At 36.3% G+C, this 26692-nt stretch carries 22 protein-coding genes; 9 read left to right on the forward strand and 13 right to left on the reverse strand.

Annotation, left to right across the window (positions count from 1 at the left end; all coding sequences use genetic code 11):
* Positions 1–167: 167 nt before the first annotated feature.
* Positions 168–2825 (reverse strand): DNA mismatch repair protein MutS, encoded by a 2658-nt coding sequence (mutS, locus tag AAV96_RS13645; RefSeq protein WP_046739685.1) that lies wholly within the window; start codon positions 2823–2825, stop codon positions 168–170.
* A 646-nt stretch (positions 2826–3471) separates the two neighbouring features.
* Between mutS and AAV96_RS13650 the strand changes: the two genes are divergently transcribed.
* The 4 genes from AAV96_RS13650 (at position 3472) to AAV96_RS13665 (ending at position 9263) form a co-directional block, all read left to right on the forward strand.
* Positions 3472–5601, forward strand: coding sequence for a sensor histidine kinase (locus AAV96_RS13650; protein WP_046739686.1), 2130 nt, complete (start codon positions 3472–3474; stop codon positions 5599–5601).
* A 20-nt stretch (positions 5602–5621) separates the two neighbouring features.
* A complete protein-coding gene (locus AAV96_RS13655) occupies positions 5622–6287 on the forward strand; it encodes a response regulator (protein WP_046739687.1) in 666 nt (221 codons plus the stop codon).
* A 267-nt stretch (positions 6288–6554) separates the two neighbouring features.
* Positions 6555–8972 carry a hypothetical protein gene (locus AAV96_RS13660; RefSeq protein ID WP_046739688.1) on the forward strand — a complete coding sequence of 806 codons (2418 nt, stop codon included), beginning with the start codon at positions 6555–6557 and terminating at the stop codon, positions 8970–8972.
* Positions 8973–9113: 141 nt separating this feature from the next.
* Positions 9114–9263 (forward strand): hypothetical protein, encoded by a 150-nt coding sequence (locus AAV96_RS13665; RefSeq protein WP_005217193.1) that lies wholly within the window; start codon positions 9114–9116, stop codon positions 9261–9263.
* Positions 9264–9304: 41 nt separating this feature from the next.
* On the opposite strand, the gene AAV96_RS13670 is transcribed toward AAV96_RS13665, so the two are convergent.
* The 5 genes from AAV96_RS13670 to folE2 are packed head-to-tail and all read right to left on the reverse strand — an operon-like array spanning position 9305 to position 13945.
* Positions 9305–10648: a PepSY-associated TM helix domain-containing protein gene (locus tag AAV96_RS13670; RefSeq protein ID WP_046739689.1), complete on the reverse strand. Its 1344-nt coding sequence runs from the start codon at positions 10646–10648 to the stop codon at positions 9305–9307.
* 57 nt (positions 10649–10705) lie between these two features.
* Positions 10706–12061, reverse strand: a complete 1356-nt coding sequence (locus tag AAV96_RS13675; RefSeq protein ID WP_046739690.1) for a dihydroorotase — start codon at positions 12059–12061, stop codon at positions 10706–10708.
* The gene (locus tag AAV96_RS13680; protein ID WP_046739691.1) at positions 12051–12611 is read right to left on the reverse strand and encodes a carbonate dehydratase; all 561 of its coding nucleotides are present in this window, start codon (positions 12609–12611) and stop codon (positions 12051–12053) included. The genes AAV96_RS13675 and AAV96_RS13680 overlap by 11 nt, the downstream gene beginning before the upstream one ends.
* 21 nt (positions 12612–12632) lie before the next feature.
* The gene (gene hisI / locus AAV96_RS13685; RefSeq protein WP_046739692.1) at positions 12633–13049 is read right to left on the reverse strand and encodes a phosphoribosyl-AMP cyclohydrolase; all 417 of its coding nucleotides are present in this window, start codon (positions 13047–13049) and stop codon (positions 12633–12635) included.
* Positions 13043–13945 (reverse strand): GTP cyclohydrolase FolE2, encoded by a 903-nt coding sequence (gene folE2 / locus AAV96_RS13690; RefSeq protein WP_046739693.1) that lies wholly within the window; start codon positions 13943–13945, stop codon positions 13043–13045. Before folE2 ends, hisI begins: the two co-directional genes overlap by 7 nt.
* Positions 13946–14055: 110 nt before the next feature.
* Between folE2 and AAV96_RS13695 the strand changes: the two genes are divergently transcribed.
* The 3 genes from AAV96_RS13695 to zigA are packed head-to-tail and all read left to right on the forward strand — an operon-like array spanning position 14056 to position 16416.
* Complete coding sequence (locus AAV96_RS13695) at positions 14056–14769, forward strand: YcbK family protein (protein WP_046739694.1); 714 nt, start codon at positions 14056–14058, stop codon at positions 14767–14769.
* A gap of 6 nt (positions 14770–14775) precedes the next feature.
* Positions 14776–15174, forward strand: a complete 399-nt coding sequence (locus tag AAV96_RS13700; protein WP_046739695.1) for a transcriptional repressor — start codon at positions 14776–14778, stop codon at positions 15172–15174.
* A 15-nt stretch (positions 15175–15189) separates the two neighbouring features.
* A complete protein-coding gene (zigA, locus tag AAV96_RS13705; protein ID WP_046739696.1) occupies positions 15190–16416 on the forward strand; it encodes a zinc metallochaperone GTPase ZigA in 1227 nt (408 codons plus the stop codon).
* Between the two features lie 69 nt (positions 16417–16485).
* Here the strand turns inward: zigA and AAV96_RS13710 are convergent, their stop codons facing one another.
* The 7 genes from AAV96_RS13710 to AAV96_RS13740 all read right to left on the reverse strand — a co-directional run bounded on the left by AAV96_RS13710 (position 16486) and on the right by AAV96_RS13740 (position 24806).
* Positions 16486–17382, reverse strand: coding sequence for a hypothetical protein (locus tag AAV96_RS13710; protein ID WP_046739697.1), 897 nt, complete (start codon positions 17380–17382; stop codon positions 16486–16488).
* A gap of 29 nt (positions 17383–17411) precedes the next feature.
* Positions 17412–19529, reverse strand: coding sequence for a TonB-dependent receptor (locus AAV96_RS13715; protein ID WP_046739698.1), 2118 nt, complete (start codon positions 19527–19529; stop codon positions 17412–17414).
* Positions 19530–19621: 92 nt separating this feature from the next.
* Positions 19622–20743, reverse strand: coding sequence for a tetratricopeptide repeat protein (locus AAV96_RS13720; protein ID WP_046739699.1), 1122 nt, complete (start codon positions 20741–20743; stop codon positions 19622–19624).
* A gap of 50 nt (positions 20744–20793) precedes the next feature.
* Positions 20794–21033, reverse strand: a complete 240-nt coding sequence (locus AAV96_RS13725; protein WP_046739700.1) for a hypothetical protein — start codon at positions 21031–21033, stop codon at positions 20794–20796.
* Between the two features lie 15 nt (positions 21034–21048).
* The gene (locus AAV96_RS13730; RefSeq protein ID WP_004662862.1) at positions 21049–22542 is read right to left on the reverse strand and encodes a DUF4331 domain-containing protein; all 1494 of its coding nucleotides are present in this window, start codon (positions 22540–22542) and stop codon (positions 21049–21051) included.
* Positions 22543–22920: 378 nt separating this feature from the next.
* Positions 22921–23724: an SDR family NAD(P)-dependent oxidoreductase gene (locus tag AAV96_RS13735; protein WP_046739701.1), complete on the reverse strand. Its 804-nt coding sequence runs from the start codon at positions 23722–23724 to the stop codon at positions 22921–22923.
* Between the two features lie 17 nt (positions 23725–23741).
* Complete coding sequence (locus tag AAV96_RS13740) at positions 23742–24806, reverse strand: hypothetical protein (protein ID WP_046739702.1); 1065 nt, start codon at positions 24804–24806, stop codon at positions 23742–23744.
* A gap of 97 nt (positions 24807–24903) precedes the next feature.
* On the opposite strand from AAV96_RS13740, the gene AAV96_RS13745 reads away from it, so the two are divergent.
* Entirely contained in the window at positions 24904–25566 is a 663-nt protein-coding gene (locus tag AAV96_RS13745) for a TetR/AcrR family transcriptional regulator (protein ID WP_046739703.1), read from the forward strand.
* A gap of 19 nt (positions 25567–25585) precedes the next feature.
* Positions 25586–26566 carry an NAD-dependent epimerase/dehydratase family protein gene (locus AAV96_RS13750; RefSeq protein ID WP_005217161.1) on the forward strand — a complete coding sequence of 327 codons (981 nt, stop codon included), beginning with the start codon at positions 25586–25588 and terminating at the stop codon, positions 26564–26566.
* Positions 26567–26692: the final 126 nt, after the last annotated feature.

The raw sequence follows: 26692 nt of genomic DNA on the forward strand, positions 1-26692 counted from the left end.
AAATGGACTTATTTATATGACTTTTATTGATAATAAGTCTCAATAACCTAATGAATTGTCGAATTTCTTCTTACATTATATGATGCAAAATGAGCGCACAAATATAATTGCGATCTTACAACTAGAGAAATCAGCTCTGACCTAGGCCCAAAGCTGATGATTTAATCTTAATTTTCGAGTGCTTGGCTAGATTTGAATAAGGCTTTGAGTTGATAAAGTTGCTCCAGTGCCTGACGTGGTGTTAGATCATCCACATCAATTTTATCTAACAATTCAAGAGCAGGGGATTGAGCTTCCACTTCAACAATTTTCTCAACAACTTGAGTTTCAATTTCATGTTCAAGTGAACTGAATAAATCATTTTGAACTGTATTTTGCAAGTGATGATGTTGTTGCTTTTCAAGAATCTTTAAGCGCTTTTGTGCCTCTTTAATGACGCTAGCTGGAATTCCCGCCAGTTTTGCAACTTGTAAACCGTGGCTTTGACTCGCAGGGCCATGTTGTACCTTGTGCAATAAAATTAAATTGCCATTCAGTTCTTGTGCTGTTACATGATAATTATCAATACCAGCTTCACCACCGAGTTCGGTTAACTCAAAGTAGTGTGTTGCAAATAAACATAGACATTTCACACGCTTCGTCAAATCAAGTACACATGCCCAAGCTAAAGAGAGGCCATCATAAGTACTCGTACCACGACCAACTTCATCCATCAAAACCAAAGATTGGCTTGTAGCATGATGTAAAATCTGTGAAGTTTCAGTCATTTCCACCATAAAAGTAGATTTACCAGTCGACAAATCATCTGCAGAACCGATACGGGTAAAGATACGATCAATTGAACCGAGTTTTGCCGATTTTGCAGGAACGAAACTACCACAGTAAGCAAGTAAACTGATTAATGCAGTCTGACGCATAAATGTCGATTTACCCCCCATATTTGGACCCGTAATAATGGCCATACGATGTTGTGGGTCTAGAGTCGTATCATTCGGTGTAAATGGTGCTTTATTTAAAGCTTCAACAACTGGATGACGACCAGCTTGAATTTTGATGCTGGTTTCAGCCGTAAATTCAGGTCGTGTCCAATTATTTAATCTAGCTTGATGTGCAAAATTTGCCAGTACATCAATATGTGCAATTGCTGCGCTCATCATTTGTAATTGAGCAATATTCTGGCGAAGCTCATCTAATAAGGATTCAAACAAAAGCTTTTCACGGGCAAGCGCGCGTGATTCACTTGAAAGGACTTTATCTTCAAAGCTTTTTAGTTCAGGTGTGATATAACGTTCAGCATTTTTGAGTGTTTGACGACGTATATAATCGCCTGGTGCTTGTTCTGCTTGGCTACGAGTCAACTCAATATAGTAACCACTGACACGGTTATAACCAATTTTAAGTGTATTGATTCCAGTACGTTGGCGTTCTTTAATTTCTAAATCAATTAAAAATTGCCCTGCATGATCGCGAATTTTACGTAATTCATCCAGTTCATCATCATAACCTTCAGCAATCACATTACCATCGCGTAATAGTACTGGCGGATTTTCAACAATTGCTGCCATTAAATGTTGATGCAGACTTTTGAAATCACCTAATTGATTATCCAGTTGGTTTAATAATTTAGATTGTTGGTTTTTTAGTACAGGTGCTAAAGCATGCCTTAAAAATGGAATTTGTGCGCATGCTTGACGCAGTTGAACTAAATCACGTGGACGTGCACTGCCCAAAGCAACACGACTCAGTACCCGTTCAATATCTCCAATCTCTTTTAGTACTAAACGAGCAGGAGACTCATGAAATCCTTTTAATAATTGCTCTGAGGCATCTAAGCGAGCATCTAATATGGCAGTATCACGAATCGGTTGCATAAGCGTTCGACTCAATAAACGACCACCCATTGCGGTTTGGCAGTCATTAATCAGTTGGAATAAAGATGTGCCATGTTCAAATAACGGATCAATAATTTCTAAATTACGACGTGTAATTGGATCAAGTGCAATAAAATCAGTACTTTGCTCAATTTGAATAGAACGAATATGTGGTAAAGCCGTTTTTTGTGTTTCTTTGGCATAATGAATTAACGCTGCGGCTGAGGCTTTTGCCAAAGGGAGTGGATCTAGACCAAATCCTGATAAAGTTGAAACTGAGAACTGGTCACACAAGGTTTTTTGTGCATTATTTAAATTAAAATCAACATTTGGACGTTTAGTAATTGGGCAGTCTAAATTCTTTTTAATTTGTTCAATAATATTTTGATCAATCAGATCTTCATCAATTAGAATCTCGCTAGGCATTAAACGAGCTAGCTCAATCGCCAATTGTTCTGGCTTATAGTCTTGTTGTTGAACTTTAAAAATACCCGCGCTCAAATCAAGTAATGCAAACCCAATTTGATTTTGTTGAATACATAAAGCAACCAGATTTGAAGACTGATAACTGCTAAGTAATGCATCATCAGTCAAAGTACCTGGTGTTAGAATACGAACTACTTTACGCTCAACGGGGCCTTTTCCTGTGACTTCCCCAACTTGCTCACAAATTGCAACTGTGCGACCAGATTTAACTAAGCGAGCAAGGTAGCCTTCAGCTGAATGATAAGGCACACCAGCCATTGGAATCGGTTGCCCACTTGCTTTACCGCGATGAGTGAGTGTAATGCCGAGTAGTTTGGCTGCTAAATGTGCATCTTCAAAGAATAGCTCATAAAAGTCACCCATACGATAGAACAGCAATGCATGTTGATAGTCTGTTTTGACTTTGAGATATTGCTGCATCATAGGTGTGTGAGAAGATAAGTCAGCCATGATTTCAGCGCTGTTCATGCGTATTAAGTCCTTAAATTTTTGAATAAATTAAATTGTAGAAAGTCTAATTGCCTAACCAATGGGGAGTCAACAGTATCTCCTCTAAGAAAAAGTATACCTTTTATATCCCGAAATTGAGCTAATAGTGTGTGAGATCATATTTTAAACTTAGGGTAGCAGTTTTAACAAAGTAAAGTGAATTAAGAAAAAATGATCGCTCTAATCAGTGAGACATTACACAACATAAAGATAGTTGGTGATGTTGATAAAAGCGATATTTGTGAATATCAGGGCTTGAGAATTTTTTGTGGAAAATTGAGTAGGTTTGGTAGCATTAGAAATTAATATCAAGATTGAATGCCAAATATCCCAAAGATAAAAGAGAGTTTTTTAAACTCTCTTTTAATTTATAAAAATTATTAAGTTACCTTTAGGTCATGCCATTATCAATAATTATTGAACTAACTTATAAAAGTGGTTGCACTACTTTGCAAAATTTTAATAAACCGCTTTAATAAGAGTGGAAAAAGTAACTTAATAAACTTATTCGATCTTTGGGGCAGCTAATTGATTGGTTCCAGAGATTGAAGTCATTAAGTTTTTTAACAGTATAGAAATAATTTCAATGCATGAGCATGGAAAAGCTAGGGCATCAATAAAATAGATGATAAAAACACCTTTTGTTGCAATGTGGGGAATTTTACTCACTGGAATAATGCTGACATTATTTGCAGTGAGTATTGCACTTTTTCAGCCATGGTTTGGTTTAACTTTGGCCTTAGAAAATGATCATATAGTGATTGATACTATCAGTATCTCACATGTAAAGGTTCAGAAGGGAGAGGTTGTCCAATCGATTAGCAGTGCAGATGGACGAAATAAAATAGAATTGATTAAGTCAGATATCATAGAAGATCCAGATCAACTGAAAACTTATCAGCTAACTCGACAGTTTTTTTCCCGTCAGAATCATTTTGCTAATATGGTGAGCCAACCACAGATCAGTTTAAATTTTGCTAATGGAAATAATGTTGTTCTGAATGTAGAACCTACTCGACCATTGAACAGTTTGCCATTTGTATTCTGGATACAAATTCTAGTTGGTCTTTGCAGTTTTTTAATTGGAGGCTGGGTTTGGGCTATTAGCCATAAACGTTATACGACTTTTATCCTGTTTGTTGCTGGTTGTTGCATAATGGTAGCGTCATTCTCAGCTGCCATTTATAGTACTCGGGTACTTGCATTACCAGCCCCCTTATTTGAGTTACTGTCCAATCTTAACCATACGGGTGCCGCGTTGTTTGGCATTGTATTGGTATTACTATTTTCTAATTATCCTAGCTCTCGTTTACTGCCACTCACACTACAACTTTCGTTTATAGCTGTTATGTTGTGTTGGTGGCTATGCGACATATTGAAAGTGTTTTTTGTAGGTCCTACGATAGGTGCTTTTGTACCGCTCTTGATTGCATTAAGTCTTATTATATTACTGAGTTGGTTGCAATATCGTAAGGCAAAGTATGATCCAATTGCTCAGGCTGCCTTGCGCTGGTTTGGTTTATCTCTCATGTTGGGTGCAGGTATTCCTGTTTTGATAGTGAGTATGCCAAACTTGTTAGATATTAATGCTGCAATGCCACAAGGATATGCTTTTCTATTTTTTTTGCTAATGTATGTGGGTGTAGTACAAGGGGTAGCACGTTACAAGTTGTTTGAGCTAGAAAGTTGGATATTCCGAATCCTATTTTCCATGCTGGGATTTTTTTTACTGGTATTACTCGATGCCATTTTAGTTATAGTGTTAAGTCCACTTGTCTCGCTTAGTTTAGCTATCCTTATTTGTGGTTTGGTCTGGCTACCACTACGAGGTTGGTTACAAGAAAATTTTTTACAGCGTAAAAATCTATCCGACAGTCAATTATTTGAAAGAATATTACAAGTTAGTTTTGCAGTGAGTAAGGAGGATCGTCAATTACAGTGGAAAGCCTTACTAAATGATTTATTTCAGCCATTGAATATAGAAACCAGCAATCAAAAAAACCACAGCCATATTGGTGATAATGGTTTGGTGCTTTATATTCCTCAGGTTGAAGGGCTAGAGGCAATTCGTCTCAGCTACCCACAGCAAGGCCGCCGTTTATTTAGTGAATATGACCAGCAACTGATTCAGAATCTGTTGCCATTTTTAACTCAGGCCATAGAAAGCCGTGTTGCTTATGATCGTGGGGTACTTGAAGAAAGACATCGTATCGCCCGAGATTTACATGATGATCTCGGTGCAAAACTATTATCAGGTCTATATCAAAAAGATTTAGATCAAATCAAAGTCACCATTCGTCAGACAATTGCTGAAATGCGTACTATCGTTAGTGGATTATTAGGTACTGGTGTTGAGTTAAATATAGTTTTGCAGGAGTTTGAACATGAGGTTGCTACTCGTCTACAAAGTTGTGGGATAGATTTTATTTGGCAACAGAATCTTGGAAATACGTCCATTATCCTGAGTTATACACAGTATAGGAATTATATTTCTATGTTGCGGGAAATCGTCAGTAATATAATAAAATATGCTAATGCACAACAGATAAGTATTTCTATAAGCATATCTGATTCGCAACTAGTTTCAGTTATCTATGATGATGGAAATGGTTTTGAGGGAGAGCAAAATGAGCAGACAAACGGTAATGGTCTTAGGAATCTAAGGGAACGGGCAATTGAACTCTCAGCGACGTTATATTTCCAAAGTTTGTCAGAAATAAAAGGTTCACGCATTGAGCTGACCTTTCCACTGTAACCAAATAAATGTAAACATAAATGGGTAATAAAGTGATTCAAACGGCATTGATTTTGGAGGATATAGTGGATGTCAATGCATGGATCAAACAAATGTTACTTGAAACTTTTGAAGGAATTCGCATTCAGCAAGCCTATAGTTTAGATGAAGCAAAACATTTGTTAATGTCTCAACATTATGATTTGGCTTTAATTGATCTTTCATTACCTGATGGTAAAGGAATAGAAGTGATTGATTGGTTAGTACAATATTCTGCTGAAACTATAAGTGTTGTCGTGACGATTTTTGAAGATGATCAATATTTGTTTGAGGCAATTAGTCACGGTGCAAAAGGTTATTTGCTAAAAGATCTAGAACCAGTTGTATTTAAAAAACATTTAGAAAACTTGATTGCTGGGCTTTATGCTTTTTCTCCGACTATGACGCAAAAACTATTGAACTATGTCAAAACACAAGAACAACTTAATCAAAAAAAACAACAGCTCATAGAATCGTTAGCTTTAACTAATCGAGAAAAGCAAGTTCTAATTCATATTGCTAAAGGGCAACAGGTGTCTGAAATCGCTTATGAATTAGGGCTTTCCAGCCATACAGTCAGTGGTTATGTGAAAGAAATTTATAGGAAATTACACATATCCTCTCGTGCTGAAGCAGCATTATTAGCTAAGCAATATGGCTTAATTTAATTACTAGTTCTGTTTTATTATTTAGACTTTTAACTCAATCTTATCAACAGATATCCATTTGGGCAGAGTTGTATTGTGATGAATGTATAAATATCATTCATAAAATTGAAAAATACGTCATACCTTAATGTTGATTAGCCTATAACATGCTTGTAAGTAGTTTCTAAGCAATTTTTTCATTTCACCCCCTTAAACAGGGGATACGCCTAAAAATAAAATAGCGATATTGTGATCTCCAATAATATGAAATAATTTAAGGAGAATCAGATGTTAAAACATAATTTATTAAGTGCCTGTATCATTGCGAGTTTGTTCTTGACCGCTTGTCATCATAGCGATAATGAAGACAATACACCTCCGCAAGTAAGTCAGAAAAGTATCACTGTTACACCATCATTAGGACAAATTACTCAAGGTCGTGTAATTTTAAAAGACGCACTTACAGGTCAGGCAATAGTAGATATACAAAATATTGGTGCAGATGGTACGGTCACCTTTAAAGTGGATAGCAATAAACTTAAAAACCCGATAATTGCGGAAGTTCTACCAAGTGTTGAAGGAAAATTGATTTATGCAGATGAAGCAATTACAGATCAATTAGTAACAATTTCTGCGCCTGCCAATACACCACTTTTGCGAGCAGCAACCACTATTACCGTAGATCAAACGAATCTTGGAGTCACAGCTCTTACCGAAGCAGCTTTAGTTTATGCTCAATCATTAAGTGCTCAGGTGACGCAGGCTAATTTAGAAGCTGCAAACAAAAAAATTGCCGAACAATTAAAGCTGGGCAATAAATTTAGTATTACTGATGCGCCTGCAATTGTGAGGTTAAATGATTTTGCATCTTTGATTAATTATCAACAAATCAGTGAACCACAACGTGCTTATGCAGCATATTTGGCAACTTTAGCAAAAGAAGCTAAACGCTTGAATGCAACAAGTACACAGCCAGCCTATGATATTTTACAAGCACTTAGTAAAGATTTTTCTGATGGTACATTTGATGCAAAACAAAATTCATTAGCTCTGACCACTTATAATAGTGCTTGGGTTCAAGCTTGGTCAAATTGGGTCAGTACATTTTATAACTCAATTTTTAATTTGCAGAGTGATACTGATTTATCGGCTTGGTTAGATGCATTTAACGTTGAAACACCAAAAATTCCTGTACCATCGCCAGTGACGACTGCTAAACCGATTCGCACAGTAGATGGAGTGGCAGAATATGCTTGCTCAGATGAGCAAAATTTAAAATCAGCCAATGGCCAATCTTTAAATATAGATTTTATCAATCAAAGCAGTGATACCATCAATATTGACTGGATCAATTACACAGGTCAGTTGGTGAACTATAAAAAGAGTTTGGCAAACTCACAAACGCATAATCAACAGACTTATATAACACACCCTTGGAAATTGACTGATAGTAAAGGTGTATGTAAAGGTATTTTTGTTGCGACTAATCCATCCCAAAAAACATTAACTATTAAAGGGAATGAAGTTGTTATTGGTAAAGATATTACTACACCTGTGATTGAAACTTGCGCTAGTAAAAAATTACCTGTAGGCAAGCTCAGTGATTTAGTCAATTATAGTGGTGATTATAGTGACAAAGGTGCTGTAGTCTTTAGTCTTGATGCGAAAACTGGAAAATTAATTGCAAAAGGTAAATCAGCTACAATTGCTGAGGTTTGTGGTGCAAATAATCAAAGTAATGGTACTAATTACTATGTAATTACCGATAAAGGATATGTGACATTATTTAAAGATAATACAGGTAAATATTCTGTAGAAAGTGCAGACTTCACGGGTTTCTATGGAGAAAAATCTGCATCATCCTCACAACTATGTGAATCTAATGGTGCAGATGACAAACTTGGTTTTAAAAATGCGCCAAGTGATTTTTGTAGTTTTACAAAATCTACAGTAACAGCGATCACTTCACCTGATGCATTTACATTCTTTAATGTTGATAAAAAAGAAAATATTAAAATTATTATGAACAATGGTAGTTTGGTTAGTGTAGCTGTTGAGAATAATAATTATGCATGGGCATGTGGTATCGGGACATTGCCTGCTTGTAGCGGTATTACTGCAAAAACTACAAATAGTAGTACAACATTTACCTTTAATAATGCGCTATTAAAAATTGTGAATGGTGCAAAACAGGACTTAACTATTAAAAATGGTGCTTTGATTTATCAAGCAAATAATACCAACCCAACTCCAACAGGTTCATGCACTGGTAATACCAATCCATATGGTTGTGTGACTATTACAGGTACAAACGCACCTGCAAGTTATTATGAACATATTGGCAACCCAATGCTTTTTAATGGCGCACCTCAAGTTCAGTTTAATCCATTAGTACCTAACAGTGGAGCCGTTACCTATTTTGGTGGTGAATTGAAAGCCAATGCTGTAGTTTCAGGCGTTAGTGTTGGATTTCAAAAAATAATGGGCGAAACACAAAATACGGTATATACATTTCTGCAATATGATCAATCATTTAATCTTGTCAAGGACTTGGCATTTAACTGTAAGGATGAAAATGGTACTTGTGCTGGTTTGACAGTGAATACGAATACACGAACGATTACTTTTGATAATGTCGTTATGAAACAAACGAAGCCCGTAAATGGTGGATTAAACTTAACTTTTAATGGCACGATGAAATTTTAATCTTAAAAAAGATTTATGTTTCGTTAAAGGACATCTAAAAGATGTCCTTTTTAATGTTGATTTAGCAAAAATAATATAAAAATGAATTAATGAAAATTTTTATATAATAAACAAGAGTTATAAATTGAAAATTTTAGTTTCATGGATCATGGAAAAATTAAAATTCAATTACAACATGTGAAAGAGCGTAATCAATTGATCTTAGGAGATGATTATGTGGAAATTTTAGAAAGCAAAACTGGTATTCCATATCAAGCTTTTGAAGATTTCCAACTTGATAAACTTGTCTAAGATAATGACTAGGCACTATTTTTAGTGCCTAGCATAATGAATTATGACAATCTAGATTTATGCTGTTGAATCATGATGAAGGCAATCGCGATGATTAAGCTTATTGCTAAGGTTGGCAAACAAATCAGAAGAATAAACATAGATATCACAAGCGAAACTTTCTGTTTTAAGTTGCCATTTTTCCAAAGCTGTAAGCTCTGTTTGACTAGGCTGATTGTGGTTTGTTTTAGATTAAATTTGCGACTCCAAAGCCAAAATGCAATCACAATGAGTGCGCATAAAGCGATTGCATATATCATTAATAAAAGTTGGTTGACCCAACCAAACAACACACCAATATGCGCATCTACACCCCATCGGGTGAGTTTCGCCGCCACTGGGAAATCATCAAATTTTAAATGATCAATCACTTTATTACTTTGCAGATCAATCGAAATACTGTCTGCTTCTGTCGGCCAACGACGACGTATTTCTGAAACTGTCCATGCAGTATCTATGGTTGTCGGAGGCTTGATTTGCAGTTGAGAACTGTGAATCCCATGTAGTCTTGCAATTTGTAGCGCTTGATCAAAATCCTCAGCCTTTATGAGTGGGTGATGGTTCATTTGTTGCATATCGGTATGATGATGTGCATGTATATCAACTAATTGCTTATTATTAGAAATAGAGGTAACGAGAGCTGGTGTTTGCCAACTCAAGGCTTGGCGAAGTATGCGGATATTTTCTCCAGTCCATTTAGACCACGTCAAACCTGTAATCGCAACAATCAGTAGCAGCGGAAATAAAATAATTCCAATTGAGCTATGCCATTTTAAAAGTGTATTTCTTGATGTTGCGATCTGTTTTAAATGTTTTCGGCGTTTATACCAATGATAGAGACCTGAGAGGCTTAGAATTGCTAACCAGCTTGCAGCCAGTTCGCTATATAGTCTGCCATAGTCGCCAAGCAGTAAATTACTATGCAGTTGATCGATTAAGGTTCTAAAAGGAAGAACACCACTAGTACCATAAACTGGAAGTTGCCCCACAAGTTCTAAAGTATATGGATTAACGAAGATAGCCTGATTACTTGTATTTTCAACAGGGTCACTATAAATAACACGTGTCGTTTGATTGGAAGTAGACGCTGGTCGCACTTCAGTAATCTTTGCAGATTCAGGCATGAGTGCTTGTGCTGCTTTTATTTGCAAACTGAGCTGTTGTACTGGAATATTTTCATTTTGAACAAAAAGTTGTTTTTTATAGATGTATTGTTCGATTTGAGGACTGCTTATATACAGAAATCCAGTAAAAGCAGCAATAAAAATAAATGGGGCGATTAATATTCCGGCATAAATATGTATTAAGCGGAATAAATCTCGCCAAAAATGAGGAGATTGGGGCATAAGCATCAAAGCAGTATTGCAGAATATTCTTTGCCGATTATAACGGTTTATCTCGATTTATCGGTCAATTTCTAAAGCTTCACCTCGACAATTTAAAAATAACTGATTTTGATGCCATGCTAGTTGCCCTGAAACAATGGTGGTATCCACTTCATAACGAAAGCTTTTATCTTGGAATGGACTCCAACCACATTGCATATAATTTTTTTGATCTTTGACCGCAATTCTGTGGGTATTTTCTTTGAGTAGAACGAGATCAGCCCAATAGCCCTCACGAATATAACCACGGTCTTTAATTTTAAATAAGTCGGCAACTTGATGAGATGTCTTACGCACCATCGTTTCGATATTGAGCTTTCCATCTGCAACCAGTTCCATCAATGCGGGCAGAGCATGTTGCACCAGTGGCAGACCTGAAGGAGCATTCATATAGGATTGTTGTTTTTCATCCCAAGTATGTGGTGCATGGTCGGTTCCAATAATATCCAAACGATTACTGTTTGAAATCGCATGGATCAAAGCCTCTTTATCTTGTTGGGTTTTGATTGCCGGATTACATTTTATTAAATGTCCCAAAGCAGCATAGTCAGCATCATCAAAACTGAGATGATGAATACAGACTTCGGCTGAAATATGTTTCCGATTTAAAGGCAGATCTTTAAATAAACATAATTCTTTGGCTGTGGTCAGATGTAAAACATGCAGTTGAGTGCCGTATTTCTCGGCTAAGGAAACAGCAAGTCGAGAACTTTCAAAGCAAGCTTGTTTGTCTCGAATTTTAGGGTGCATTGCTGCTGGAATATTTTCGCCATATTTTTCCAAATATAGTTTTTCCTGATCTTTAATCCGAGGCGTATATTCACAATGCGTCAATAAGATGGTTGGTACATTGGCAAATAAACGCTCCAGAATTATAGGATCATCGACCAACATATTGCCTGTTGATGCACCCATAAAGACTTTGACACCACTGACTAATTTAGGATCAAGTTGTTCAATAATGTCTAAATTGTCAGAACTCACGCCAAAATGAAATGCGTAATTTGCCATGCTATGTTGCGCTGCAATCTGCTTTTTTTGTGCCAGAGTTTCTAAGTTCAATGTCGCAGGATTTGTATTGGGCATATCCATATAACTGGTAATACCACCAATGATTGCAGCCATAGATTCAGATGCGATATTGCCTTTTTGTGGTGAACCTGGATCTCTGAAATGAACTTGATCATCAATCATGCCTGGGATTAACCAAGCACCATTGGCATCTATAGTTTTTGCATTGAAAACGCCCGTGATATTGCTAGCGATTTTCTCGATTCTCCCATCTTGAATCAGTACATCGGCAATAAACTGTTTATCTTCATTGACTAGATTGGCATTGCGAATAATGATCTTGGGAAATTGTCTAAAATTCATTGTGCAATGCCTTATATCCTTTGACTAATTCGATATTGGTGCTGACCACACTTTCAGAAAATTCACTGATCGCAACATCAACAGGCGGATATTGGCTTAAATCTGTTTTAGGATTGATGTAGCTCATGGCAGGAACATAAAAGTGACTCGGTAAATCACGACCGTCGACCACTGCATTATGTCGAATCGCACTATGATCACCGACTTTGCAGTTAAACAAGACACTGTTAAAACCTACAAAAACATGGCAACCAATTTCGCAAGGGCCATGAATAATTGAACGATGTGCAATTGATGAGTTCTCGCCAATCTTTACTGAAGCACCTGCTTTGGAATGGATCACTACACCATCTTGGATATTGGAGTTCGCACCGATAATAATGGGTTCCATTTCGCCATGTTCATCGGTTTCATCAGCACGAATCACGGCATAAGGACCAATGAACACATTGGCATGAACGATGACTTTGCCGCAGATAATAGCCGTTTGATCGACATATGCAGATTGATCGATAATAGGCAAATGACCAGATGGATTTTTACGTAGCATAGAATTACCGCTTAAAATAAGTTAAATCACAGGTTGAGTTAAAATCGTCACTTGATCTGTGAGACCAAGATAAAAACAAGTCGGGCGTAGGGTGTGGCAGGCTGGACCATTCTGATGGACGAAAAACAATAGGCAGTCTCCATCACAATCGAGTCTAGCATCCGTCAAATATTGACGATGACCTGAACTCTCACCTTTACGCCATAAGCATTTTCTTGAACGCGACCAATAGCACACTTGTTTGGTCTGCAAGGTTTCGATTAAGGCGTCTCGACTAACCCAAGCCATCATCAATACTTCTTTGCTTGTTTGATCTTGAGTGATCGCTGGAACTAGACCATCTTGGTTCCATTTGATCTGTTCAAATACATTCTCAAAATCAAATTTCTGTCCCAAAGACCCATGTTCCATTTGCTCAAAAATAGAATGCTTTACCATTGCCACGAACCTTGAGCCACTGCATCATGCGCATGCAGGCTTTCTGCATGAATGACTTTGAAATTAAATCCATTAATACTTTTATGATTTAAAAATGTGCCATACAGTCGTCTTAAGGCATCTTCACAAAACATCAGGTTTTGACCATTGGCAATTGCGAAAGCCTGTTCATCGATACGTTTAACGGCGGTTTGAACTGGTGTCATGAGGGCTTGTTCAGCCTGATTGATAAATAAAATCAGTGGGATATGTTGGATATTTTGATCAAGTCTAAAATTAAGAATTGCAAAGCTTCTTTGACTATGCGGTGTTGCAGCAATTGCATCCGTACTGCTTAGCCAATCTAAAATTTCCTGCTGATCTAAACGAATGTCATGATTGTTGAGTGCCGATTCAAAACGTTGTTGAATGATATTTCTTGAAAGTGCTGCTGAACATGGGCAAGTTGATGAATAGGGAATTTCAACGTTTAATTCTGCGAAAAACTGCCCATCTAAAAGTTGGCAAGACAAAACAAAAGGGTAGCTTTTCCAACCTGAAAGCTTGCTGATCAATGCGGGTCGTTCGATATACAGTTCGCTCTGAATTTCAATTTTTGCGTGTTTGGATAGATCACGATGACTTTCTAAAAAGTCTTGTAATAAAGACTTTAGAACCATCAAGTTTAAATTTCCAACTGAGCTCAGTTCTAACATTCGTGTATACAAGTGTGACATATGAATCCCTTTGGCTAAGGGATCATCCAAACTGACATAAGCATTAACTTGACTTTGACATAGCGTATTTTCGATACGAACGGGTAATGCAATTTTTTCCATACCAACCCAATCAAGGCAATGGCTATACACTTTGGGTAAAGTGGAGTCGGCTGAAATATCAGGAAGAGCAAGATTCATTTGTTGATGGCTTACGTTGTAATATTTAATGTAATGTTATAACATAACAATAAGTATCGACAAGCTCGCTGCGAAGTTAATTGGGATTAGTAGACCTTAGCGAATCAACAATGAAAAAAATATACATGCTCGGATTCATATGTGGTCTATCTGCTTGCCAGTCTCCAAACCAAGCGATTTCGTTGAATCAGCCATTCAAGCGTGAAATAAAAACTACGATTCCAAAAATCATTCTTAAACCCAAGCATATTCCAGCTTCTTATCAGATGTGGACAATGCAAGCTGATCATCAGCAACAGATACAAGCTTATAAGAACTTTTTAAAAGTACAGGGAATTAATACATATATTCCAGATTTTGAGTTTTTTCAAACTGCCAGAGATTGGCAAAAATGTAACTATGTCGAATACGAAGTTCCCCCCAGAGAGCTATGGAACAACATCGTTCCTACATTAAATATTTTGCATCAATTGCTACAACAAGGACGAGTTGATCGGATTACGATAACTTCCGTGTATCGCAGTTTTGCGCTAAACCAATGTGCAGGTGGTGCGGGTGGATCTAAACATGTCTTTAATGCCGCAATCGATTTCCGTATAGGTAGTGAATCACCTGATCCCATTGAACAAATTCATATCGAAAATACAAAAAAGAAGCTTTGTGAATTTTGGATAGAGCAAGGCGAAGCATTAAATATGGGTTTAGGTGTGTATGCATCAGGACAAATCCATATTGATGCAGCAGGCTATCGAACTTGGGGTGTTGACCATCGTTACAGCTCATCTCCATGTATGAATAATTTTTCTAATAATAACAATGAGTAGTTAAAAATGAAGCTCACTATCGCCCAACAAAATATTTTAGATATTTTAAAAACAGAAAATGAAGCCATGAGTGCTTATGAGTTATTAGAAAAGGCAAAACCTTATGGCTTTCAAGCACCTATTCAAATCTATCGAATTCTTAAAAAACTGTCAGAGCAGTGCCTAATTGTAAAACTTAATACTTTGAATATGTATGTATTAAATCAAGCTGAAATTTCAGCGAGTTATCAGCTTTTTACCGTATGTACAGAATGTCAAAGAGTGCGAAGCATCGCTATTCCACAACTTAAAGCCTGTGTGGAAAGTACCATCCAAGCCAAACAATTCAATCCGAGATACCCATATTTAGAAGTAGTGGGTCAATGTTTCTCATGTCTTTCCAAACATGAAACTCAATATATTTAATCAGAGAGAACGCCAATGAATCATTCTTTAGCCACTCCAAGCAAACTTCCTGTAACTGTTCTATCTGGATTTTTAGGGGCAGGGAAAACCACATTGCTCAATCATATTTTGAACAATCGTGAAGGGCGGAAAATCGCCGTAATCGTCAATGATATGTCTGAAGTGAATATTGATGCGGCTTTAGTTCGTGAGGGCGGTGCTGAATTATCACGTACAGATGAAAAACTGGTGGAAATGAGCAATGGTTGTATTTGTTGCACCTTACGAGAGGATTTATTGATTGAGGTACGTCGTTTGGCAGAAGACAATCGCTTTGATCAATTGGTGATTGAATCAACAGGTATTTCTGAACCGTTACCCGTTGCAGAAACATTTACCTTCGAAGATGAAAATGGTGTTTCACTGAGTGAGTTCGCTCGTTTGGATACCATGGTGACTGTGGTCGATGCTTATAATTTTTTTAAGGATTATAGTTCGTTAGATAGCTTAACTTCACGAGGTGAATCATTGGGTGAAGATGATGAACGCAATGTAGTTGATCTTTTAATCGACCAAATTGAATTCTGCGATGTGATTGTGTTGAATAAAGTTGATTTAATTAATAGTGAAGAAAAAGAAAAATTATTTGGCATTCTACATTCACTTAACCCAAGAGCAAAAATTGAAATTTCTGAATTTGGTCAAGTGAAGCTAGATAAAATTTTAAGTACCAACTTATTTGATTTTAATGAAGCGGCTCAAGCACCTGGTTGGTTGAAAGAGCTAAGAGGAGAGCATACTCCTGAAACCGAAGAATATGGGATCAGTAGTTTTGTTTATAGAGCAAGAAAGCCTTTCCATCCCCAACGTTTTTTTGATTTTGTAAACTCTGAGTGGCAAGGTGTGATTCGATCAAAAGGATTTTTTTGGCTCGCTTCCAATCCAGAGTTTGCAGGTTCGTGGTCACAAGCAGGTGCAATGGCTCGACACGGTGTAGCAGGGTATTGGTGGGCAGCTGTCCCAGATGAGCATTGGCCTGAAGATCAAAACAGTCGTAATGCAATTGAAAGAAATTGGGATGATTTAACAGGTGATGCTCGACAAGAAATTGTTCTGATAGGTATAGACATGGATCAAACTGCTTTGACTGCTCAGTTTGATGCGTGCTTATTAACAGATGATGAAATGGCACTTGGCGCAAAAGAATGGGAGCTGTTTGATAATCCATTTACGGGTTGGGCAGATATGATCATTCGAAATTAAAAAAGAGTTTCTCTTTAAAGAAATAATATAGATCATTTCTTTAAAGAGAAATATATGATTTATAGTTCATTAAATTTCGACTCTAAAAAAGTAGGCTTTTTCATTAAGATTACTATCCATTAGAATTGCATCAAACGACATGTTTTCTAATAATGATTTTAGATTATGATCCATTTTCAATGACTCTGAAGAAAGATTAATAAGAATAATTCGATTAACTGGATCTATTATAAATTCAATATTTTCAGGTTTTTTGTTGCTTAAAGCTAAGTGATTTTCATGAAGTAGTTCTGTAATTTGTTCATTAAGTTGATTAGTTTTAATTTCTTCTTCACCTGATGAGGTGGCTTTAGAGACATGAATTAGAGAAGAATAACGTTCAAAATCCTTTGGTGTATCAATAATTTCAACTTTGTAAAAACTGAATGAGTCAGTTTCTAATTTTAAAGAAGATAATTGGTTCTTTTCTAAAAATTCAGTTTCCATCGGTTTGATATTTGACTGATAAAGATTTGATACGTCTTTTGCTTCTTTTATAGCTTTTTTTGCTCTATTTTGTGCATCCAAGAGCGGGTTATAAGTATGTTCAATTTTTGATGAATTTACATGCTCATCGATACTAAAGAAATCAGGTACTTGATTTTCTGTTGATGTATTTGCTGGTACTGCACTATTAAATATTGTTTCGCTGATTGGTTGAGGTTGAGGTTGAGGTTGAGGTTGAGGTTGAGGTTGAGGTTGAGGTTGATCGATTGTTGCTGTTGTTTGGGAATCTTTTGAAGACAAAAACATTGCATCTTTATGATTTACACTTGATGCCGAAATTAACGTAATCTTTATATTTGAAGTTATATGATCGTTTTTTTCAACTGCAAAATTTAAAAGCACGATTACAATAAAAACATGCATGATAATGCTAAAGAGAAATGCACTCTGTGAAACATTGAGTTTATTTTGAGACAACATATTTTTCTCCTCAGCATTTATCGCCCAGGTCAGAATAAATAGCGGAAGGTCATTCTGAGGTTTCTTCCCTCAGTAGGATGGATATGTCTATCATAAATTCCTTCACGTTCTGAAGAGTTAGGTGAGCATGTAGGCTCACTGAGATATTGACGAGTGCATGATGCATAGTAGTATTCGATATCATTTGTTTTTTGATCGAATACATTAAAGAGTTCAACTTGTGCTAGAAAGTTTTTATTAAATTGATAGCTGCCTTGTAAGTTAACTAAAGTTGATGAATCGGAACGAACTGAGTTATCCTCAATCAAAGGACGAGAACCAAAGTAACGTAAACGTCCTCCAAAATTAATTTGGTCATTCAGTTTATAAGTAAATCCAGCAGCTAAAGTCTTCTCTATTGCCCCAGGAATATGATTTCCTTCCGAATTTTCATTTTTAAATCTTGCTTTTGACCAAGCCAGATCTACATCGATAATCCAAGCATCTGTTGGTTGATAGAATTGTGAAATTTCAATACCTTGTCTTTTACTTGGCCTACTTGCTTCTGTCGTACCAGCATCGCCGATGAATACCAGTTCTGAATCTGAATCAAGTTGCCATAGAGCTATTGTTGAAGTGAGCTCAGGTATAAGTTTTGCTCTTAATCCCAGTTCTGAATTTATTGTTCTTACTAATGGAGAAACGGGGAGAGTTGGTTTTAAATAGTTACTATCACGAGAATCAATGTTTAGGTGCGTTGTAGTTCCTCTAGCATCATTGCTATGAAAGCCATATGCATAATTAATGTAATATTCAACATTCTCCCATGGACCTAAAATTATGCTCATTTTAGGGCTGAAAATATGATCAGTTTTATGACCACTATTTTCTTCTTTATCAGAATTTACATCAAAAGAATAAAAATCACCACGAACGCCTAAAATAGTTTTTAACCAAGGTTGCCACGTGGTTTGATTTTGTCCCCATATTCCAATAGACCATTGATTAACATCATCATTTCTTATAGTGTTGAAACGCTGTCGATCTTGTGTCTGGTAAAGACCTAAGTTGTTAATATAATCATACCTAAGAGATGATCCAAATGAGTTTAAAAGCTCTTTGCTTGCCCATTCACTTAATGAACCTTTTTGAAATTTAAATCCAAGTGTCGTTCGTTCTTCAGCTTGCTCAAATTGGTCTCCATGGACTGGATCATTTAAAAAATAACTAAAGTCAGAAAATAGATTCAGTTTGTTATATACGGCATAAGTGGAGATTGTGGAGTATTTCGTTTTCTCATAATTTTTAGCATTATACCAAATAGCAGTCCGAGCAGACTTACCACCATCACTCTTGTTTAAGCTATCGAAGCGATTAAGTTCACCGCTTTCAATCAGCCGCTCTGGAATTTGATCAGTAGCATCCCATCGTGCTTGATAATGTTGAAAGCTGATGGATTGATTTTTATTATGGTCACCAGTGAAATATTTTAAGAATACATTTTGTTTTGAAAGATTTTCAGGGTTAACCCAAGGTCCGTCACTGTTGATGTTTTCAACTGCACCGATTAATTCCCCGTCACTAAGAACTAAGTTTCCAACAGCTAAAAATCTAAGTAAGTTGTGATTACCTAAAGTTATTTGTGCGTAAGGATTATCTAGAGAATGGATACTCGAAATTTTTGCTGTACCTGCTGATGCAAAATCACCATCATCAATCGATACTGCTCCTTTGTGATATTGAATTGATTCAATCAGTTCGGGGATTAGAAAATTTAAGTCTGTGTAACCTTGACCGTGGGCATGACTCACCATGTTAATGGGTTGTTCATCAAATGATGTTGCAAAGTCAGTTCCATGATCTAAGTTAAAACCTCTCAGAAAGTATTGATTTGCCTTACCACTACCACTGTGTTGAGTCACAACGACACCAGGGATCGTTTCTAAAACTTCTGCTGGACGTGATAAAGGTCGAGTTTCAATTTGTTCTTTCGATATTGTTCCTTGGGATGAAGTAAATGCGACCCCAAAAGCGCTATCTAAATTTGATGATGCTGTTATTTTAATTGTAGGAAGTGTTGTTGTAAGTTCACCTCCAGCATGAGTAAGTTGACCTAAATAGAAATGACTACTTCCTATCAACAAGCAATACAAAATTCTTTTTTTCATTTTTATTCCATTAATTTTATAAATTTTCGTGATTTTCACAAACATGAAATCATTATTAATTTCATGTTTTCAGTTGTTTATCAACTTTAGATTTATAGTTGCTTTAACATTTGTTTTAATTTTTGAATGTAGGTCGGATTTTGATAGCCAGTCTCATTACTCCAATTTAATAATTTTTCTGTGCTTTCACGATTTTTACTATCAAGTGCAAGGGCAGCATAGACCTCAAAATCATCATTTTCTCTTTGCATATTCCAGTTTTTGGCAGCTATGCGTAAACCTTCATCATATTTTTTTGAAATCCATAGGAATTGAGCTTGCTCTCTAAGATGTATGTGATCCTTATGATCGAGTAGATTTTGTACTCTTTGGGTTAGTTCATTTAAGTCTTTTTCTGCAAGGGGATCGTTTAGTTTCTGTTTACTTAAAATAATTCTATACAACGCACCATCATGATAACGATATGGGGTGAGAATTTTGATTGCGTTTGAATATTCTTGTTGAGAAATATACCAATTGGATTTAGCAAGAGCGTTGGGTAAATTATCGACATTAAGTAATGGAATAGATTGGTTCGCAAGAGTTGGATCATTAAATCTTGTCGCTATTTCCAGCATAATATTACCTAACCATTGCTGATCGTTTTTATTTAGCCTTGTTGCCATTTGAAGAAGTTCATTTGTTCTAGATTTTATTTCTGAAATATTTTTTGTCATTGCATCCACTTGCAGGACACAACCAGCTTTATAAAGTTTCACACTCTGTTGATCTAATTGATCACATAATTTAAGTGACTGATTAAATTGACCTTGTAATCTATATATATTTGCGAGTTGTAAAATTGCATCATAATTTTTAGGGTCTTTTTTTAATACGTCATTAAGTATTGTTTCTGCTCTGCTGAAATTATGATTTGCTTGAGCGAGTCGAGTTTCTAACAATTTATTTTCTGTGTCTGATGAATTGAGGCTTGATTTCATTAAGTCTTCAGCTTGTTCTAAAAACTCACCGTCGCCTTTTGAATAAGCTTTTTCAAGTAACACATTAACGATTTGATTTCTCAGCTCATCATTATGATTGTTTTTTAACATTAATGAATAATCTGGATGTTCTGAACTCGATGAAGATTCTTCATGGTGATGTTTGGGATGAGCGAAAGCAGTATTTAAATACAGTGAAGCCATTATTGATAATGTTAGCTGACGAATTAACATTTAAAACTCCTATAAAGACTCTTAACAGAAGTTTGTTAAGAGTCTTAATCTTAAAATTTCACTGCAACGGGTTCTGATTTGTTATCTATAGTAGATTCTGAAATTTCAGTAATACTTTTAGGTTCAGCCTGTTCGTAGTTACTTTGAGGTTGATTGGTTAATGACAACGTTTCTTTAAGAACGGGGTCATTTTGAGATTGATTGTTATTATTTGGTTTTGAATTATTGTCATTACCACCGCAGCCACTTAATCCAATACCAACCATGAACAGCAAAATGAGTTTTCTCATGGTAACTACTCCTAATTATTTGCTAGCTGTGTTAAATGGAGAGCCTGCTACTGGAGTATTTAAGTATGGGAAAGCAGTACCAAATTGTTGTGGTGATTGTAGAGCTCCATCAGTAAAGCCTATTCCTCCGGCTTTAGCATCGCTTGCTTTACAACCAACAGCGGTATTGACACCATCTATTGTGCAGAGTAAGCCCATAGCAACTCTAAGCTCAATATCGACGACATCATCACCAGGTCTACGACCGTTTGGGAATCCTGCAGTATCTCCACCGATTACACCAAGACGATTTTGTTTATCTTTAGCTGCTGGAGTAATTGCAGTATTTAGACGTAACATTTCAGATGCTTTGACATTCTTCGGTTGGTTTAAGCCAGGAATACCTAAAAGAAATGCGTTAACTAAGTCAGTTCTTGGAAAGTTTGTTGGCGCAACTACGGCACCACCAGTTGCCTCCTTAAAAAGAACTTCTATTAATGTAGGTAGGGTTGGGTTAGTCACATAGTCAGCAAATTGCCCATCATTCACAGGCTTACTTGCATTAAATTTATCTTTATCTTTCAGACCAATGACGACTTCATTAACTAAAGGCATACCTAAACGTGAAACTTGAGTCCAAGCACCACCAACTTTACTTGCACTGGTAAGATTGCTTTCAGGATTAGGATTTAATAAGGTGGCTTGAGGTAAGCTTGCTGTTGTCCATCCTCCAATCACTGTATCATTTGAAGCAACTAAACAAGATTGTGGAACTTCTAAAGCAATTGTAGTGACGTTTTTATTTGCAATAGTATTCAAGCCTTGATCTTCAGCATTTACGCCTGAAGGTGCGAGTTGAGTAGCAGGAATCTTAATATTCACTAAATCGAATACTTCACCTAAGTTAACAGCAAAAGGATCTTGACGTTGACCTACAAAAACTTTACCAGAACCGCAATTTCCAAAGTTAATGTTTTGGACAAATGTATCTGCGTAGGCTTGATAGTTTGGAATTGATTTTGCGCCAACATTATCGAATGGCTTTTTAAAAGAGCCTAAGGTACTTCGATCACCTTTACGTCGGTCACCTTTAATCATGGTAACAGTATATGTTTCAGCGGTATTTTGAGCTGAACTACTATCATTTGTTATTTTACCAATGTTAGATAATGGTACAGAAACATTCTTGCCACCTACAGGAACTTGTAAGTCTTTTAACTCTTGATTGAATTTAAATTGGAAAGTAATGTCTTCTTGCCCATCTCCGTTGTTGTCAATGTGAATTTCATATAAGGCTTTAGGATCTAAAGCGAAATAATTAGGTCCCCCATAAGCATCTTGTAAAGGCTGATAGTTTGCTAGTATGGTTACGAAATTACTTCGGCTTGGCTCATAACTTTTAAACATATAAAAATCTGTAGCGTCAACCTTGGGGGTTTTACTGATTGAGGGTGCTTCGCGGTGGCTTGAAGCGAATGATGTCACACTAAAACTACTTAGCATAATTGCTAAAAGTAGGCGAGAGTCCATTTTGTATCTCCTTGACCATGCTGATCTTGGGTATATTTTTGATTAATTTTTATTCGTCTTATAATTTTCTTATATGAATTTAGATCAGTATAAGACTCTTAATATTTATACGTATGTGATAGTGAAGTTTTCGTGAGCAAATTAATTTATAAAATTTGGTTAGAGTTTGCAGGATGGCAGGGCTTAGACAACTCTAGCTTTGAGGTGCGAATTTAGTAAGGGGAGATATTGTTGAAGAGTTTAACGACGATAAATCTAAATCATAAAACATCATGATTTTATTTAACTTATGGAGATCTAAAAAGTATTACAGTAGTAAGAGCGCTCTTTGAATTAAATACAGTTGAAGGCAATAAGCTTTCAACTGTATTAATATTGCTATTTTTTTTCTTGAAGCTGTTGTTTGATACCTTTTCTACGCCAAGTGTTCATTTGTGTCGCTGCAACAGATGGAAATGAGTTTGCAAGTTTAGCCAAAATACCACGCATCTGTGGAAGTATAATTTCTAACGGTTTTTTGACCAAAGCGACATTTACAATTGCATCTACTACTTCATCAACGGTTAAGGCACGACGACCTGAAAAGGTTAAGGCAGCTTGTACTTTATCTTTTTGCTGATCTAACATGGGAGTCTGTACTGCATCTGGACAAATTGCAGTGACAAATATACCTAATTCAGCCAACTCCATTCCTGCTGCTATTGAGTAACTACGCACTGCAAATTTACTTGCGCTATATAGAGATAATCCTGGCACAGGCGATAAAGCTGCTAGAGATGCAATATTTATGATATGTCCGCTACCTTGGGCTTTCATCGTTTGTAGAACAGATTGAGTACCCAATATTGTACCTTTAAGATTAATATCAAAGTGTAAATCGACTTCTTGTGGCAAGCTATCAATAACCCAATTTTCTTTTAAGACACCCGCCACATTGCATAAAACATCAAGTTTGTTCCATTTCATTAGAACTTGATTGATAGTTTTTTGCCAATTATCAAAATCGCGCACATCTAACTTCTGTATTAATATCTGCTTTGAACTATAACTTTTATACAGATTGTGTAAGCTTTCAAAATTAATATCGCAGACGCATACTTGATGGCCATTTTCTAAAAGACGATGGCTTAAAGCCAGTCCAATCCCTGAAGCTGCACCTGTAATAAGAAATACCTTACTCATTTGATCATCCTTTTTTATTATCTTTTCGGAAGAGTTAAGTGACCAAACTCTAAATCACCCATGCGCACAGTTGGGGTTGTACCAGGGAATAACCAAAAACCATCTGACTCAGATGAGAGTGCCATATTGTAAAAACGTTCGTCCTTAGGCCAACGACCTGCAACCTCTTTTTCTTGAATCATTGATAGATATTGATCATTACCACATTCGAGAGTATTACCGTTGATAATAACTTCAGCTCCAGTCGTTTTTGCAAAATTTGCTAGACCTGATATACGTGAGTAAAGAGGAGAGTAGGAATCCATACTTACACCATTTTCAGAAGTTACTAATAAACCTTGATCAGTATGTGCAACGATTGAGTGATTTCCTTCTGTATGACCTTTAGTCCGCATAATTGCGACAGAGCCATCCCCTAAAAAAACACTGTCATCTAAAAGTAAAACTCTATCTAAGGAAATTCCTTGAATATTCTCAGGGCAGTACCATTGATTTTGCCAAGGTAATAGCGCAAGTGTGCTTTCCCATTCTTCTCTCATCACTAATAATTTAGCATTTGGAAATAATGCTTTATGACCATTTCCGCCTAGCCAGCGTGAGACATTCTGTGTATGTAAATGATCATAGCTAATATAATCAATATCTTCGGGTTTTAATCCGACCTGTTGCAACACACCTAAAACAGTATTTGTTTCCTTAATTACCACACGCTCCATAGGTTTTGACAGAGGCCCAGCGCTTTGATCAAGTTGTGCAAAAAATGGAGTGTCGCGTTGATTTTCCCAGTCAGATGGACTTACTAAAAGCGTTTTAATACCTTCGTCACTTGAGAATTGAATGACAAAAAGTTTATTACATAGATGTACAAATGGAGTAGGTAAATTGAATGCATTCAAATAAGCATACTTTGAAGGATAAGGAACTCGAATTAGTTCAAATGTTTTATAAAATAACACCTTCGGATTAGATAGCATTGTTTTTCTGAAGTCTTTTGCCGCTTCACGAATATTATCAATACGTTCTAAAGGGCGTATCGCATCACGAGTACCATTGAAATGTGAAAATGGAGCAATAATGCTCATGCTAATATCCTTATTCGGTCGTTTGTAATTCGGTTCAAAGATCAGTTCTAAAACTTGTCTTTGTTTGTTAATGGAAATATAATTTAGGAAAGATTTCTTGTCAAATTTAAAAATATCATCTGAATCAAAGGTTAAGCGTGTTTATGGTAAAAAAAATGCCGATGAAAGAGTTTTAGAAAGACGAGAACGGTTGTTAGATGCAGCTTTAGAACTGTTTTCTAAGCAGGGTTATGCCAATACAACAATCGAAGCATTATGTGCTGAGTCCAAAGTAACAACGCGCCACTTTTATCAACTGTTTGATGGTCGAGAAGCTTTATTACTGGCCTTATATAATCAAATGATTGAGGAGTTAGAGTTGGGTTTGCTCACAGCGATGATGACCGAATATCAAACTTTGAATCAACGCATGGAGGGGTTAATTCAGGCTTTAGTACATCACTATTTAAAAGATACGCGTCGTGCACAAATTGGCGTTATCGAAGTTGTTGGTGCTAGTGAGCTAATTGAAAGACGACGTCGAGAGGTCATCTATAAAATTGCTTCTCATGTAGAGACCTTTATGGATGCACTCGTTATACAAAAGCAGTTGCCCAAACGGAATTATCATTGGTTAGCAATAGCTATTGTCGGTGGTATTAATGAGTTGATGGCAGACTGGTTAGTGAATAGAGCTTTAAGTTTAGAGCAATTAATGGAAGAAATGATTTTTGCTTTTAATACGCTTTTTCAGGGTATTGGAACTGATATGTCATTGTAGATAATTAAAATGGAGTTTTATGAATATACCTAAAAAAGTGTTCATTACTGGTGCTGGTGGATTTATTGGGCATTCTATTGCCAATAGATTCCGTGAGTTAGGGAGTGAGGTCATCGGTGTTGATTTAAATAGTAAGCCTGAATTAAATATTCATTCTGGCAATGTAGCTGACTCAGGTGAATGGCAAAAACTTGCTAAAGGCTGTGAGTTAGTGATTCATACAGCAGCTGTTGTGTCAAATACAGCAAGCCCAGAGTTATATCGCAAAGTCAGTGTTGGAAGTGTGCGCAAAGTTGTTGAAGCCGCTGTATTAGGAGATAGTACACGCCTAATTCATCTTTCATCTATTGCAGCTTATGGCTTAGATTTTAATAGCCAAAGATCTGAAACGGATGATATCTGTTTACTTACAGGGCATTCATATTGTGATGCCAAAGCTGCGAGTGAACATGCAGCACTTGCTGCACATAGTAGCGGCGAAATAGGGTGTAGTATTATTCGTCCAGGAGATGTATACGGACCAGGTTCTAGACCTTGGGTCACTATCCCGCTTTCACTTATTAAAAAAAATCAATTTATTTTACCTGCAAAAGGTCAGGGAATTTTTAGTCCTGTTTACATCGATAATTTATTGGATGGAATTTTAGGAGTAGCGACACAGTCTCAAACATCAGGACAGATTTATAATATCACTGACGGGGTAGATGTGAGCTGTTTGGATTTCTTTAGTCATCATTGGCGATGGGCAGGGAAAAAAGGAAGGCCAATTTTATTGGAAACGGGTTTAGCTAAAAGATTAACAAAAAGCAGTGAATGGCTATTATCAAATATACTGAAACAAAACACAGAAATTAGTAGCAGCTCTCTTGCAATGTTAACGAGAAACAGCGGCTATTCAATTGATAAAATTCGAACTCAGGTGGGTTATGAACCCAAAATTAATCTTGTTGAGGGAATGCTTTTAACTGAAAAATGGTTACGAGATACTAAATTTTTATAAATAAATTATTATTAATAATAATTTAATATGAGTTTTTAAATATAGTTTCAATAAGGGTTTTTAAATTAACTGAAGTATATGACCATAACACTTTAAGCAAAGTGACACCTTAACCACGTTTTCCCA

The organism is Acinetobacter sp. AG1, from assembly GCF_001005525.1.
Classification (GTDB): domain Bacteria; phylum Pseudomonadota; class Gammaproteobacteria; order Pseudomonadales; family Moraxellaceae; genus Acinetobacter; species Acinetobacter modestus.